The 14,470-nt window shown below is 66.9% G+C and carries 11 protein-coding genes and 1 pseudogene; 11 read left to right on the top strand and 1 reads right to left on the bottom strand.

Features of this window, described 5'->3' with window-relative positions:
• The first annotated feature begins 159 nt into the window (after positions 1 to 159).
• From typA to AB0D14_RS18195, 8 genes and pseudogenes are all read left to right on the top strand, one after another.
• Positions 160 to 2,067: a translational GTPase TypA gene (typA, locus tag AB0D14_RS18230; RefSeq protein ID WP_362779977.1), complete on the top strand. Its 1,908-nt coding sequence runs from the start codon at positions 160 to 162 to the stop codon at positions 2,065 to 2,067.
• A 506-nt stretch (positions 2,068 to 2,573) separates the two neighbouring features.
• Positions 2,574 to 3,611 (top strand): ABC transporter permease, encoded by a 1,038-nt coding sequence (locus tag AB0D14_RS18225; protein ID WP_362779974.1) that lies wholly within the window; start codon positions 2,574 to 2,576, stop codon positions 3,609 to 3,611.
• Between the two features lie 110 nt (positions 3,612 to 3,721).
• Complete coding sequence (locus tag AB0D14_RS18220; protein ID WP_362779972.1) at positions 3,722 to 5,527, top strand: ABC transporter substrate-binding protein; 1,806 nt, start codon at positions 3,722 to 3,724, stop codon at positions 5,525 to 5,527.
• Positions 5,528 to 5,660: 133 nt separating this feature from the next.
• A complete protein-coding gene (locus AB0D14_RS18215) occupies positions 5,661 to 6,638 on the top strand; it encodes an ABC transporter permease (RefSeq protein ID WP_362779970.1) in 978 nt (325 codons plus the stop codon).
• A gap of 10 nt (positions 6,639 to 6,648) precedes the next feature.
• Positions 6,649 to 7,710: an ABC transporter ATP-binding protein gene (locus AB0D14_RS18210; RefSeq protein WP_362779967.1), complete on the top strand. Its 1,062-nt coding sequence runs from the start codon at positions 6,649 to 6,651 to the stop codon at positions 7,708 to 7,710.
• A gap of 12 nt (positions 7,711 to 7,722) precedes the next feature.
• Positions 7,723 to 8,835 carry an oligopeptide/dipeptide ABC transporter ATP-binding protein gene (locus AB0D14_RS18205; protein WP_362779966.1) on the top strand — a complete coding sequence of 371 codons (1,113 nt, stop codon included), beginning with the start codon at positions 7,723 to 7,725 and terminating at the stop codon, positions 8,833 to 8,835.
• A 193-nt stretch (positions 8,836 to 9,028) separates the two neighbouring features.
• Positions 9,029 to 9,394 (top strand): annotated as a pseudogene (locus AB0D14_RS18200) (VOC family protein); the annotation flags it as partial.
• Positions 9,395 to 9,457: 63 nt separating this feature from the next.
• Positions 9,458 to 9,940, top strand: coding sequence for a GNAT family N-acetyltransferase (locus tag AB0D14_RS18195; protein WP_362780089.1), 483 nt, complete (start codon positions 9,458 to 9,460; stop codon positions 9,938 to 9,940).
• Between the two features lie 51 nt (positions 9,941 to 9,991).
• On the opposite strand, the gene AB0D14_RS18190 is transcribed toward AB0D14_RS18195, so the two are convergent.
• Positions 9,992 to 10,561, bottom strand: coding sequence for a Uma2 family endonuclease (locus AB0D14_RS18190; protein ID WP_362779963.1), 570 nt, complete (start codon positions 10,559 to 10,561; stop codon positions 9,992 to 9,994).
• 234 nt (positions 10,562 to 10,795) lie between these two features.
• Here AB0D14_RS18190 and AB0D14_RS18185 point away from each other — a divergent pair, with 234 nt between their 5' ends.
• The 3 genes from AB0D14_RS18185 (at position 10,796) to AB0D14_RS18175 (ending at position 14,469) form a co-directional block, all read left to right on the top strand.
• Positions 10,796 to 12,439, top strand: coding sequence for an ABC transporter substrate-binding protein (locus AB0D14_RS18185; protein ID WP_362779961.1), 1,644 nt, complete (start codon positions 10,796 to 10,798; stop codon positions 12,437 to 12,439).
• A 64-nt stretch (positions 12,440 to 12,503) separates the two neighbouring features.
• The gene (locus AB0D14_RS18180) at positions 12,504 to 13,427 is read left to right on the top strand and encodes an ABC transporter permease (RefSeq protein ID WP_362779958.1); all 924 of its coding nucleotides are present in this window, start codon (positions 12,504 to 12,506) and stop codon (positions 13,425 to 13,427) included.
• A 40-nt stretch (positions 13,428 to 13,467) separates the two neighbouring features.
• Positions 13,468 to 14,469 carry an ABC transporter permease gene (locus AB0D14_RS18175; RefSeq protein WP_362780087.1) on the top strand — a complete coding sequence of 334 codons (1,002 nt, stop codon included), beginning with the start codon at positions 13,468 to 13,470 and terminating at the stop codon, positions 14,467 to 14,469.
• The last annotated feature ends 1 nt before the right edge of the window (position 14,470 follow it).

Below are 14,470 nucleotides of genomic sequence, written 5' to 3'. Positions count from 1 at the left end.
GAGGCGCGCGTCCACCGGCGCTGCGCGCACCGGCCAGAACCCCGTCGAGCCTGAGCGGTTGCGGCCCCGTACGATGGGGTAAGGCCGTGGCACGTTTCAGCCCGGCAGGGCCCCGCGCAGCGGATGGCCGTCAACTCACTCCGGGAGAAGCGCCTCAATATGGCCACGCGCCACGACATTCGCAACGTAGCCATCGTCGCCCACGTCGACCACGGCAAGACCACCCTGGTCGACGCCATGCTCAAGCAGGCCGGTGCCTTCGCCGCGCACGCCGCCGAGTCGCTCGACGACCGCATGATGGACTCCAACGACCTGGAACGTGAGAAGGGCATCACGATCCTGGCCAAGAACACGGCGGTCAAGTACCACCCGAAGGATGGCGGCGACGTCATCACGATCAACATCATCGACACCCCCGGTCACGCCGACTTCGGTGGCGAGGTCGAGCGCGGTCTGTCGATGGTGGACGCGGTCGTCCTGCTGGTCGACGCCTCCGAGGGCCCGCTGCCCCAGACCCGCTTCGTGCTGCGCAAGGCGCTCCAGCAGCGCCTGCCGGTCATCCTGTGCATCAACAAGACCGACCGCCCGGACTCCCGGATCGACGAGGTCGTCAACGAGACCTACGACCTCTTCCTGGACCTTGAGGCGGACGAGGAGCAGATCGAGTTCCCCATCGTCTACGCGTGTGCGCGTGACGGTGTGGCGTCGCTGACGAAGCCGGACGACGGCACGGTCCCGGCCGACAGCGACAGCCTGGAGCCGTTCTTCTCGACGATCCTGTCGCACGTCCCGGCCCCCGAGTACGACGAGGAGGCCCCCCTCCAGGCGCACGTCACCAACCTGGACGCGGACAACTTCCTCGGCCGTATCGCGCTGCTCCGCGTCGAGCAGGGCCATCTGCGCAAGGGCCAGACGGTCACGTGGATCAAGCGTGACGGCACGATGTCGAGTGTCCGCATCACCGAGCTGCTGATGACCGAGGCGCTCACCCGCAAGCCCGCGGAGAAGGCCGGCCCCGGTGACATCTGTGCCGTCGCCGGTATCCCGGACATCATGATCGGCGAGACCCTCGCCGACCCCGAGAACCCGATCGCGCTGCCGCTCATCACGGTCGACGAGCCGGCCATCTCGATGACCATCGGTACGAACACCTCGCCGCTGGTCGGTCGCGGCGGCACCGGCAAGGGCGCCTCCGCGAAGGCCGCCGTCAAGGACCGCAAGGTCACGGCCCGTCAGGTCAAGGACCGCCTCGACCGCGAGCTGGTCGGTAACGTCTCGCTGCGGGTCCTGGACACCGAGCGCCCCGACACCTGGGAGGTTCAGGGCCGCGGTGAGCTGGCGCTGGCCATCCTGGTCGAGCAGATGCGCCGCGAGGGCTTCGAGCTGACCATCGGCAAGCCGCAGGTCGTCACCCAGCAGATCGACGGCAAGACCCACGAGCCCGTCGAGCGCATGACGATCGACGTCCCCGAGGAGCACATGGGCGCGGTCACGCAGCTCATGGGCGTCCGCAAGGGCCGCATGGACAACATGTCGAACCACGGTTCGGGCTGGGTGCGGCTGGAGTTCGTCGTGCCGTCCCGCGGCCTCATCGGGTTCCGGACCGAGTTCCTCACCGGCACCCGTGGCACGGGCATCGCGCACTCGATCCACGAGGGTCACGAGCCCTGGTTCGGTGTGCTGACGACCCGTAACAACGGCTCCCTGGTCGCCGACCGCGCCGGCGCCGTCACCGCGTTCGCGATGACGAACCTCCAGGAGCGCGGTGTGCTCTTCACGGAGCCCGGCACCGAGGTGTACGAGGGCATGATCGTCGGTGAGAACTCGCGCGCCGACGACATGGACGTGAACATCACCAAGGAGAAGAAGCTCACCAACATGCGGTCGGCCGCGGCCGACTCGTTCGAGGCGATCGTTCCGCCGCGCAAGCTCTCGCTGGAGCAGTCGCTGGAGTTCTGCCGCGACGACGAGTGTGTCGAGGTGACCCCGGAGTCCGTGCGTATCCGCAAGGTCAACCTGGACGCCCGTGAGCGTGGCCGCGCCGCGAGCCGCGCCAAGCACGGCTGACCCTGCCCGTACAGCCGATCCGTCCGCACGGCTGATCTCCTCCCAAGGGCCCCCAGGAGTGCGCTCCTGGGGGCCCTTGGGGGCCTCTGAGGGGTCTTCTGTGAGGCCTCGATGACGGCCCGGTGACGGCCCACTGAAGAGCCCGGTTCTCCGCACGGCGGGAAGCCGGGCCTTCGGCATGCATGTACGGCGAAACGGGCTCAGTTCGGGCAACGCCGGAAACGATGCGGTGGCGTTCGAATATCGGTCAACGCTCAATCAAGTTTCGGACACGTAAACGAAATTTTAGCGACAGATGACCGTTTTGTCGGAGTGCTGTCTCGCCTGTCAAGCGCGCGTAGGTGTCATTCTCTGCAATTTTTGCACAATATTTCGACAGTAGGGAGATCCCTATGCCTTCCGCCCTTGACGCGCGTTGACCCACTTGGTGAAAGTTCCCTGAAACCACAGAACCTGCCGGTATCTGTGCTGCGCTCAACTCTCCATCCCCCGGGGGAAGAACAAAGATGACCAGTCCAACCAAGGCTGAGGGCTCCGGGTCGTCGGCGGCCTTGGATCCCGAGCTCGCGTCGAACTCCGAGCCCGCCGAGGCCAAGAAGCTGGAAGGCCGCTCCCCCGGGCAGTTGATGTGGCACCGCTTCAAGCGTGACCGTACCGGAGTGGTCTCCGCGCTCGTAGTGATTTTCTTCTTCGCGGTCGCGGCCCTCGCTCCGGTCATCTCGAAGCTGTACGGCAAGGATCCCTACACGCTCTACGCGCAGGAGCCGGACTACCCCTTCCTGCTCGACGACTTCGCCATGCCCTCCGGCTCCTTCGGGGGGATGTCCGGCGACTTCTGGTTCGGCGTCGAGCCCAAGCTGGGGCGCGATGTGTTCACCATGCTGGTGTACGGCATGCGCACCTCGCTCTACATGGCTGTGGTCGTCACGCTGTTCAGCGTCCTGACGGGCGTGATCATCGGTATGGTCAGCGGCTACTTCGGCGGCAAGGTCGACTACTGGCTGGGCCGGATTACCGACTTCTTCCTGGCCTTCCCGCAGCAGCTGTTCTTCATCGCCTTCATGCCTGTGGTCACCGCGCTGTTCGTCTCCCCGACGGACGAGACCCCCACTTATCTGCGTGCCGTGGCGATCATCCTGGTGATGTGGTTCCTCGGCTGGATGGGCATGGCCCGTCTGGTGCGCAGCTCCGTGCTCTCCCTGCGGGAGCGGGAGTTCGTGGAGGCGGCGAAGGTCTCGGGTGCCTCTCCCGCGCGTATCGTGCGCAAGGAGATCCTGCCGAACATCGTCACGCCGATCCTGGTGCAGGGCACGTACATGCTGCCCAGTTCGATCCTCTCGATCGCGTTCCTCAGCTACGTCGGGGTGGGCTTCACGGAGCCGACGCCGGACTGGGGCCGGATGTTCGCCATCGGCTCCTCGATCTATGAGGAGGACCCCATGTTCATGTTCTTCCCGGGCATCGCCATGGTGGTCTTCGTGCTCGCCTTCAATCTTCTCGGCGACTCCGTCCGGGACGCATTCGACCCCAAGACCGGACGCTAAACGTCCATTGGTGGTGGGGGGGCTGCCACCCCCGTTCCGGTTCGACTGGTTCGACCGGATCGTCAGGCAGCACTCGTGGACAACTATCGACAGGTAGGTGCATAGGCATCATGAAGCCCATCAGAATGCGCACCATGCGCGCCATGGTCGTCGCCGTCGCGGCGGGGTCGCTGGCGCTGACCGGCTGCTCCGGCGACAGCGGCAAGGACAACTCCAAGGACGACTCCAAGTCCAAGGAAGACGCCGCCGCGCAGTCGAACCCTGTCGCCTACGGTGACGCCCAGGCGTCCAACGGTCCTGCCGAACCGGTGGCCGGTGCCAAGTCTGGCGGCACCATCAACGTGTACCAGCAGGCCGACCTGACCCACATGGACCCGGGTCAGATCTACGTCAGTGACGCCGGCCAGTTCGCCAACCTGATCCACCGCGGTCTGACGAACTTCCAGGAGGACGACAAGGGCAACCTGACCGTCGTCGGTGACATCGCCACTGACTCCGGCAAGTCGTCCGACGGCGGCAAGACTTGGACGTACACCCTCAAGGACGACATCAAGGACGAGGACGGCAACGTCATCACGTCCGCCGACGTCCGCCACACCATCGAGCGGCAGTACTCGAAGGTGATCTTCGACGGTCCGACCTACGTCCAGACCTGGCTCTCGGGCGCCGGCTACCGCAAGGCACTGCCCGACGGCCCGTACAAGGGCAAGCACCTCCCGGACTCCGTCCTGGAGACCCCGGATGACAACACGGTCGTCTTCCACTTCAAGGCCGCCCAGCCGGACCTCCCGCAGGCCCTGGCCATGGCCGGTTACGCCATCGTGCCCGAGAAGCAGGACACGAAGGCGAAGTACGACAAGGCCCCGGCGGCGCTCGGCCCGTACAAGCTCTCCGAGTACAAGGCCGGCAAGACCCTGAAGCTCGTCAAGAACGACCAGTGGGACGAGAAGACGGACTCGGTGCGCCACCAGTACGTCGACGGCTACAACTTCACCAACACCATCGACCAGGAGAGCCAGACCAAGCGTCTGATCGCCGACCAGGGCGAGGCCAAGAACGCCATCCAGTTCACGGACTCGGTGGCCCCGACCCAGATGTCGACGGTCATCGGCAACCCCGACGCGAAGAAGCGCACCATCCAGGGCTACCAGGTCTACGTCTGGTCACTGACCTTCAACCTCGACAGCGCCAAGATGAAGGACAAGAAGATCCGGGACGCGATCAGCTACGCGATCCCGAACCAGTCCATGGTGCAGGCCGACGGCGGCCGGTACGGCGGCGAGGTCGCGGGCGGTCTGCTGGCCCCGACCCTGCCGGGCTTCGACCCGAAGTACGACCCGTTCGGCAAGCTGAAGAAGCCCAACGGTGACCCGGCAAAGGCCAAGAAGCTCCTGGAGGAGGCCGGCTTCAAGCAGGGCACCAAGCTCAGCTACGCCTACTCCAACACCCCGCGTGGCCAGGCCCAGATGGTCATCATCAAGAACGCGCTGAACAAGCTCGGCTTCGACATCCAGGCCAAGGAGATCGGCCGCGACACCTTCTATGAGCAGGTCGGCAAGCTGAAGAACCCGTACGACCTGTACATGACCGGCTGGGGCCAGGACTGGCCGTCCCCGTCCACGGTCATCACCCCCGTCTTCGACGGTGATCAGGTCGCCGACGGCTCCCCGAACTACTCGCACATCGCCGACCCGAAGGTCGACGGCCTCATCAAGAAGGCGTTGACGGAGAAGCCGGAGCAGGCCGCCAAGACCTGGGAAGAGGCCCACCACGCCATCGTGGAGGACACCAACCCCAGCGCCCCGGTCTACTACTCCAAGCAGATGCAGCTCCACGGTTCGAACATCGGCGGTGCCCGGTTCAGCACGGAGTCGAGCTACGTCGACATCAACGACCTGTTCCTGAAGCAGCCGTAACCGAGCAGCCGTAACCAAGCAGCCGTAGACCGTCAGCTCGGCTGATCCGCGGGGGTGTGCGCCAGGCGGAGCGCACCCCCGCGGACGGTGTCCCCCTCCTGCCGCCGCGTTCCGAAGAGAGCACCCACCCGCCATGCTTCAGTTCCTCATCCGCAGGCTGAGCGGCGCCGTCGTGATCATGTTCCTGATCGGCGCCTTCACGTTCTTCTTGTTCTATACGATCCCTCAGGACTTCGCGCAGCTGTCCTGCGGCAAGAACTGCTCCCCCGAGAACATCGCGGTCATCCGCGAGAACCTCGGCCTGGACAAGCCCATCACCACCCAGTTCTGGGAATTCATGGTGGGCATCGTGTCCGGCCGTGACTTCCCGCAGGGACACTGCTCCGCCCCGTGTCTGGGTGTCTCGTTCAACAGCGGCAACTTCGTGTGGGACTCCATCATGGACCGCTTCCCGCTGACGCTCTCGCTGACCATCGGCGGCCTGGTGATCTTCCTGCTGTTCGGCCTCGGTACGGGTCTGATGGCGGCGTGGAAGCGCGGTACCGTCCTCGACAAGCTGGTCAGCGGCTCCTCGATGGTGCTCAGCTCGTTCCAGATCTACTTCCTGGGTCCCATCGTCCTCAGCATCCTCGTCTACAACAGCGGCTGGATGGAGAGTCCCGAGTACGTGCCGTTCACGGACGACCCGGGCGGGTGGTTCGTGGGCATGCTGATCCCCTGGGCCGTGATGGCCACCATCTTCACCGCCCAGTACACGCGTATGGCCCGCTCGACGATGATCGAGCAACTGCAGGAGGAGCACGTCCGCACCGCGCGCGCCAAGGGCATGCGACAGCGGTACGTCTTCTTCCGCTACGCCTGGCGCGGTTCACTCATCCCGATCGTCACCATCATCGGCATGGACCTCAGCGCGCTCCTCTCGGGCGCGGTGGTCACGGAGTTCACCTTCGACCTCGCCGGTATCGGGCGTCTCGCGGTCGAGGGCTCCCTGAGCAAGGACCTTCCGCTGACGATGGGCGTCATGCTGTTCGGGGCCTTCTTCATCCTGATCCTGAACATCATCGTGGACCTCGCCTACGCCTACATCGACCCGCGCGTGCGCCTCGCCTAGGAGAAATACCGTGACCACACTGACCAAGACCGAAGGCGAGAAGGCCCCGGGCGGGCCGGAGGCCTTCCTCTCGGTCCGCGACCTGCGCGTGCGGTTCTCCACAGAGGACGGCATCGTGAAGGCCGTCGACGGACTCTCCTTCGACGTAGAGCGCGGCAAGACCCTGGGCATCGTGGGTGAGTCGGGATCGGGCAAGTCCGTCACCAACCTGACCGTCCTCGGTCTGCACAACCCCAAGACCGCCACCGTCGAGGGCGAGATCGTCCTGGACGGCAAGGAACTGGTCACCGCGACCGAGAAGGAGATGGAGAAGCTTCGCGGCAACAAGGTCGCGATGATCTTCCAGGACCCGCTGACCGCGCTCTCGCCGTACTACACGGTGGGCCGGCAGATCGCGGAACCCTTCATGAAGCACACCGGCGCCTCCAAGAAGGAGGCGAAGGCGCGTGCCGTCGAGATGCTCGACAAGGTCGGCATCCCGCAGCCCGCGATGCGCTTCTACGACTACCCGCACCAGTTCTCGGGCGGTATGCGGCAGCGCGCGATGATCGCGATGTCCCTGATCTGCAACCCCGACCTGCTGATCGCGGACGAGCCGACCACGGCCCTGGACGTGACCGTCCAGGCCCAGATCCTGGACCTGCTCAAGGATCTCCAGCAGGAGTTCGGTTCGGCGATCATCTTCATCACCCACGACCTCGGCGTCATCTCCAAGATGGCCGACGACCTGCTGGTGATGTACTCGGGCCGGGCCGTGGAACGCGGCAGCGTCCGCGAAGTGCTGCGCGCGCCCCAGCACCCTTACACCTGGGGCCTGCTGAGCTCCATGCCGCGACTCGGCGGTGACACGGCGCAGGCGCTCACCCCGATCCCGGGGACACCGCCCAGCCTGCTGAACCCGCCGTCCGGCTGCCCGTTCCACCCGCGGTGCGGCTTCACGTCCGAGGTCGGCGGCAACCGCTGCTCCGGCGAGCGGCCGGAGCTGCCCGCAGGCCGCGGCGCCGCCTGTCACCTGGGCGACGACCAGAAGTCGACCCTTTTCCTCGAGCAGATCAAGCCCCGGCTGGGCTAGGGAGAACGACACATGAGCGACAAACTCACCCTGCCGAAGCCGCAGGGCCCGGTGGACGGAGCCAGCGAGACGCTGCTCTCCGTCGAGGGCCTGACGAAGCACTTCCCGATCTACGGTGGCTTCCCGATCAAACGCAAGGTCGGAGCCGTTCAGGCCGTCGACGGGATCGACCTGACCATCGGAGTCGGCGAGAGCGTCGGCCTGGTCGGCGAGTCCGGCTGCGGCAAGTCGACGACCGGCCGCCTCATCACCCGCCTCCTGGAGCCGACGGCCGGCAAGATCACCTATGCGGGCCAGGACATCTCGCACGCCTCTCGCCGGCAGATGGCGCCGGTGCGGTCCGAGATCCAGATGATCTTCCAGGACCCGTACTCGTCGCTGAACCCGCGGCAAACAGTCGGCACCATCATCAAGTCGCCGATGGAGGTCAACGGGATCAACCCGAAGGGCGGCATCGAGAAGCGCGTACACGAGCTGCTGGAGCTCGTCGGTCTCAACCCCGAGCACTACAACCGCTTCCCGCACGAGTTCTCCGGGGGGCAGCGCCAGCGCATCGGGGTGGCCCGCGCCCTGGCCCTGAACCCGAAGCTGATCGTGGCGGACGAGCCGGTCTCCGCGCTGGACGTGTCGATCCAGGCGCAGGTCGTCAACCTGCTCCAGAAGGTCCAGGAAGAGATGGGCATCGCCTTCCTCTTCATCGCCCACGACCTGGCGATCGTCCGGCACTTCTCGCGGCGCCTCGCGGTGATGTACCTCGGCAAGATCGTGGAGGTCGGCGACCGCGACTCCATCTACAACCGGCCGCGTCACCCGTACACCCACGCCCTGCTGTCGGCCGTCCCCGAGGTCACGCTCGACGACGAGACCGAGGACCGGGAGCGGATCCGGCTCTCCGGTGACGTCCCCTCGCCGATCCACCCGCCGTCCGGCTGCCGCTTCCGCACCCGTTGCTGGAAGGCGCAGGACAAGTGCGCGACGACGGAGCCGCCGCTGGTCCAGATCTCCGGAAACCGTGAGGGCCACCTGACGGCGTGCCACTTCCCGGAGAACCCGACGACCGAGGCCCGCGACGAGGACATCGTCCTCGACCCGGCGCTCGCGGCGCTGGAGAGCGAAGCGGAGTAGTTTCTCGAACGCCGGAGGGGCCGAGGTACCTCGGCCCCTCCGGCGTTCGAGAACGAGGCTGTCCAGGTGCCGGCCGCATCGGGTCGAAAACCGTTCGACATCCCCCGGGGCGTCCGTGAAGTTCCCGGTCCATGACCTGAACCGGCACACACCCCCCGGCGACGACTTCCGACGAGACTCCTGGAGGCGCCGGGTGAACCCCGCCATCCACAGCATCACCTTCGACTGCACAGGCGACCCGTACGATCTCGGGCTGTTCTGGAGCGAGTTGCTCGGCCGGCCGCTGGCCGACGACGACAAGCCCGGTGACCCGGAGGCGCTGATCCAGGACCCCGACGGCGGTCCGCGCCTGCTCTTCGTCAGGGTCCCGGAGGGCAAGACGGCCAAGAACCGTATCCACTTCGACCTGCGGCCGACGGGGCGTACCCGGGCGGCGGAGGCCGAGCGGGCGATCGCGCTCGGCGCGCGGCTGATCGCGGACCGGACGCGGCCGGACGGCGGCGGCTGGTTCCTCCTGGCGGACCCTGAGGGCAACGAGTTCTGTGTGGAGCGGGGTGAGGCGGACCACGCGCGGACACCCGACAGCGCGGCGCCCGAGGAGGAGCCTTCCCTGGTCCCGGCTCTGGGTCTGGGCCTGCGACTGGAGAAGGTCACCCCCGACAACGTCGAGGCAGCCATCGCCCTGAAGGTGCGCCCCGACCAGGAGCGCTTCGTCTCCTCGGTCGTGAAGTCCCTCGCCGAGGCCTACGCACAGCCGCAGCCCGGGACCGCCTGGCCCCGGCTGGTCTACGACGGTGATGAGCTCGTCGGTTTCGTCATGGCCTTCTTCGACGTCCGCTTCGACCCCGACAACCCGGAGGACCGGCCCCGCTCCGGCCTGTGGCGTCTCAACATCGCCGAGGGCAGGCAGGGGCGCGGATACGGGACCTTCGCCGTGCGCGCGGTCTGTGAGGAGATCCGCCGCCGTGGCCGCTCCCGGCTCGTCACGGTCACCTGGGAGGAGGGCGAGGGCAGCCCCGAGCCGTTCTACCTGAGCCTCGGCTTCCGCCGTACAGGGGAGACGAGCGGCGACCAGATCGTGGGGGAGCTGGACCTGGACGTCTGACGGCAACGAGTTCTGTGCGGAGCGGGGGGAGGGGGGAGTCGGACCGACCCGTCAGCTCTCGCTGTTTCCGGCTCTGCCGTAGCGGCGGAAGGCCCCGGTCTCCACCGTCCAGGGGCCGAACGGCACCGAATCCCCGAAGATGTACGGGTCCTTGTTCTGGTACCGGTCTTTGCACGGGGCCGAGTGCACCTCGATCGTGCCGGTGCGCGGGTCGACGATCATGTAGTGGCCGATGCCCATCGCCGGATAGTCGGCGAGCTTCTCGATGTAGTCGTTGTGCGGGTTGGACGGCGAGACGATCTCGACCACTGCCAGCACCTGCGTCGCGTCGACGGCGAGACCCTCTTCGTCGAGCACCTCCTCGGGGATGACGACCGCGTCCGGGCGCCGCATGCGGTCGATCGGCGGGTGCTCGATGTAGAGGCCGTTCGCACAGATGTAGCCGGCGTGGGTGGCGGGGAGCTGTTCGTCGAGCTGGTTCCGGATGCGGCGGACCGCGCCCTCGTGGCGCTTGGACGGGCTCGTCATGGCGAGAAACGGCCCCGAGGGGCCGATCTCGACGATCCAGGCCCCCTCAAGATGCTCGGCGTACCCCGTGAGCTCCTCGGCGATCGCGCGCATCTTCGCGACTCCATGGCGCCAGGGTAGGCGTCCGGTCGGCCGAGGGAGCGGTGGTCAGCGCCTCCGGCCACCGCCATGGGGACGCCCGGTCGTGTCGCTCCCTACGTGCATCCGGACGGCATCCCCACCCGTGTGGGTCGGTCAATGTGCGCTATGTGAGTTATGCACAGATATTGGGCGCAAAGGTACCGGCTTCGGCGCCGGAGTCGAAGCGCACCGATGAGGAGGCACTCCATGCGTGGAGCCACGCACGCCAGATGGGTCGTATGCGCGACGGCGGCAGCCCTCGCCGCGACGGCCTGCGGGGGCGGGGGCGGGGGCGGCGACAGTGGCGGTGGCGGTGACGGCTCCGGGATCGTCAGTTCCTCGTGGGGCGACCCTCAGAACCCCCTGGAGCCGGCCAACACCAATGAGGTGCAGGGCGGCAAGGTCCTCGACATGCTCTTCCGCGGTCTCAAGCGCTACGACCCGAAGACCGGCAAGGCGGGCGACATGCTGGCCGAGAAGATCGAGACCTCGGACTCGCAGAACTTCACCGTCACCGTCAAGGACGGCTGGACGTTCAGCAACGGAGAGGCCGTCAGCGCCAAGTCGTTCGTGGACGCCTGGAACTACGGCGCCAGCCTCAAGAACAACCAGAAGAACGCGTACTTCTTCGGGTACATCGACGGCTACGACAAGGCCCACCCGGAGGACGGCGGCAAGCAGACGGCCGACACCCTGAGCGGCCTGAAGGTCACCGGCGACCGCACCTTCACCGTCAAGCTCAACCAGAAGTTCTCGACCTTCCCCGACACCCTCGGCTACGCCGCCTTCGCGCCGCTGCCCAAGGCCTTCTTCGACGACCACGCGGCCTGGCTGAAGAAGCCCGTCGGCAACGGCCCGTACACCGTCGACTCGTACGCCAAGGGCTCGGCGATGAAGATGCGCAAATGGGACAAATATCCGGGCGAGGGCAAGGCGCAGAACGGTGGGGTGGACCTCAAGGTCTACACCGACAACAACACCGCCTACACGGACCTGATGGCCGGCAACCTCGACCTCGTCGACGACGTGCCCGCCGCCCAGCTCAAGAACGCCAAGAGCGACCTCGGCGACCGGTACATCAACACGCCCGCCGGCATCATCCAGACCCTCGCCTTCCCGTTCTACGACAAGAACTGGGACAAGGAGGGGATGGAGAAGGTCCGCACCGGGCTGTCCATGGCCATCAACCGCAAGCAGATCACCGAGACGATCTTCCAGAAGACCCGCACCCCCGCCACCGACTGGACCTCGCCCGTCCTCGGCGAGGCCGGCGGCTTCAAGGAGGGGCTGTGCGGTGACGCCTGCGAGTACGACCCCGACCAGGCCAAGAAGCTGGTCAAGGAGGGCGGCGGGCTGCCCGGCGGCCAGGTCAAGATCTCGTACAACGCGGACACCGGCTCCCACAAGGAGTGGGTGGACGCCCTCTGCAACTCCGTCAACAACGCGCTCGACAACGACAAGGCCTGCGTCGGCAACCCGGTCGGCACCTTCGCCGACTTCCGCAACCAGATCACCCAGTCCAAGATGTCGGGCCCCTTCCGGGCCGGCTGGCAGATGGACTACCCGCTGATCCAGAACTTCCTGCAGCCGCTGTACTACACCAACGCCTCGTCCAACGACGGCAAGTGGACCAGCAAGGAGTTCGACGACCTCGTCGACAAGGCCAACGCGGAGACCGACCAGGCCAAGGCCGTCAGCCTGTTCCAGCAGGCCGAGGAGGTCCTGCGGGACGACATGGGCGCCATCCCGCTCTGGTACCAGAACGGCAGCGCCGGCTACTCGGACCGGATCACGAACGTGGCGCTGAACCCGTTCAGCGTGCCCGTCTACAACGAGATCAAGGTCAGCTGAGCCACGGGGGCGCGCACTTCAGCAAGAAGGCAGGCACGCGCCCCCGTCTACCTCCGGAGCCCTCATGGGACGGTATGTGATCCGGCGTCTGCTGCAGATGATCCCGGTCTTCATCGGCGCCACCCTGTTGATCTTCCTGATGGTGAACGTGATGGGTGACCCCATCGCGGGCCTCTGCGGCGACCGGCAGTGCGACCCTGCGACGGCGACCCAGCTGCGCAAGGAGTTCGGCTTGGACAAGCCCGTGTGGCAGCAGTACGCGACCTACATGGGCAACGTCTTCACCGGCGACTTCGGCACCGCGTTCAACGGGCAGGAGGTCACCGAGCTGATGTCGACCGCCTTCCCGGTCACCATCCGGCTCACCGTCATCGCGATCCTCTTCGAGATCGTCATCGGCATCGCACTCGGCGTCGTCACCGGACTGCGCCGCGGCCGGCCCGTCGACACCGGCGTCCTGCTGGTCACCCTCGTCGTCATCTCGGTACCGACCTTCGTCACCGGCCTGCTGCTCCAGTTGCTGCTCGGCGTCAAGTGGGGCTGGATCAGGCCGTCCGTCTCCTCGGAGGCCCCCTTCGACGAGCTGATCGTGCCGGGCCTGGTCCTCGCGTCCGTCTCCCTCGCCTATGTGACCCGCCTGACCCGGACGTCCATCGCCGAGAACCGGCGCGCCGACTACGTCCGTACGGCCATCGCCAAGGGCCTGCCCCGGCGCCGCGTCATCACCAGGCATCTGCTGCGCAACTCGCTGATCCCGGTGGTCACCTTCATCGGCACCGACATCGGCGCGCTGATGGGAGGCGCGATCGTCACCGAGCGGATCTTCAACATCCATGGCGTCGGCTTCCAGCTCTACCAGGGGATCCTGCGCCAGAACACGCAGACCGTCGTCGGCTTCGTGACCGTCCTCGTCCTCGTCTTCCTGGTGGCCAACCTGCTGGTCGACCTGCTGTACGCCGTACTCGACCCGAGGATCCGCTATGCCTGAGCCGACGCCGCCGGAGCAGCCGACGCCGCCCGACCGGCCCATGCCGCCGGGGCCGCACCTGTCGGGCAAAGGCCACGCCCCGGAGGACGGTGCCATCGCCGCGACGGGCATGGGCGGCGCGATGGACCTCGCCACGGAGGGGGGCGCCTCGCTCGGGAAGACTCCGGCGGGATCGGACGGCACCGGCCCGCAGGACAGGGCCCGCTCCCTCTGGTCCGACGCCTGGCGCGACCTGCGGCGCAACCCCGTCTTCATCATCTCGGGGCTCGTCATCCTCTTCCTGGTCGTCATCTCCCTGTGGCCCTCGGCGATCGCCTCCGGCAACCCCCTCAAGTGCGACCTCGCCAAGTCCCAGGAGGGCTCGCAGCCGGGCCACCCCTTCGGCTACAACGGCCAGGGCTGCGACGTCTACACGCGCACGGTGTACGGGGCCCGGGTCTCCGTCACCGTCGGCGTGTGCGCCACGCTCGGGGTGGCGCTCCTCGGCTCGGTGCTCGGCGGACTCGCCGGGTTCTTCGGCGGGGTGTGGGACGCGATCCTCTCCCGGATCACCGACATCTTCTTCGCGATCCCCGTCGTCCTCGGCGGTCTGGTGCTGCTGTCCGTCGTCACCAGCTCCACGATCTGGCCCGTGATCGGCTTCATGGTGCTGCTCGGCTGGCCGCAGATCTCCCGTATCGCCCGCGGGTCGGTCATCACCACCAAGCAGAACGACTACGTCCAGGCCGCCCGCGCGCTGGGCGCCTCCAACTCCCGGATGCTGCTGCGGCACATCACACCCAACGCGATTGCCCCGGTCATCGTCGTGGCGACCATCGCGCTCGGTACGTACATCTCGCTGGAGGCGACCCTCTCGTTCCTCGGTGTCGGGCTGAAGCCGCCGACGGTGAGCTGGGGCATCGACATCTCCTCGGCGTCCCAGTACATCCGTACGGCTCCGCACGCCCTGCTGTGGCCGGCCGGGGCGCTGGCCGTCACCGTCCTCGCGTTCATCATGCTCGGCGACGCGGTGCGCGACGCCCTCGACCCGAAGCTGAGGTGAC

Source organism: Streptomyces sp. NPDC048484, from assembly GCF_040651415.1.
Classification (GTDB): domain Bacteria; phylum Actinomycetota; class Actinomycetes; order Streptomycetales; family Streptomycetaceae; genus Streptomyces.
This window is presented reverse-complemented; position numbering and strand designations above follow the sequence as displayed.

Excerpts from the sequence above, each read along its gene's own strand:
- typA (WP_362779977.1), top strand. The coding sequence starts at position 160 with ATGGCCACGCGCCACGACATTCGCAACGTAGCCATCGTCGCCCACGTC.
- AB0D14_RS18220 (WP_362779972.1), top strand. The coding sequence starts at position 3,722 with ATGAAGCCCATCAGAATGCGCACCATGCGCGCCATGGTCGTCGCCGTC.
- AB0D14_RS18215 (WP_362779970.1), top strand. The coding sequence starts at position 5,661 with ATGCTTCAGTTCCTCATCCGCAGGCTGAGCGGCGCCGTCGTGATCATG.
- AB0D14_RS18225 (WP_362779974.1), top strand. The coding sequence starts at position 2,574 with ATGACCAGTCCAACCAAGGCTGAGGGCTCCGGGTCGTCGGCGGCCTTG.
- AB0D14_RS18180 (WP_362779958.1), top strand. The coding sequence starts at position 12,504 with ATGGGACGGTATGTGATCCGGCGTCTGCTGCAGATGATCCCGGTCTTC.
- AB0D14_RS18175 (WP_362780087.1), top strand. The coding sequence starts at position 13,468 with ATGCCGCCGGGGCCGCACCTGTCGGGCAAAGGCCACGCCCCGGAGGAC.
- AB0D14_RS18185 (WP_362779961.1), top strand. The coding sequence starts at position 10,796 with ATGCGTGGAGCCACGCACGCCAGATGGGTCGTATGCGCGACGGCGGCA.
- AB0D14_RS18190 (WP_362779963.1), bottom strand. The coding sequence starts at position 10,561 with ATGCGCGCGATCGCCGAGGAGCTCACGGGGTACGCCGAGCATCTTGAG.
- AB0D14_RS18205 (WP_362779966.1), top strand. The coding sequence starts at position 7,723 with ATGAGCGACAAACTCACCCTGCCGAAGCCGCAGGGCCCGGTGGACGGA.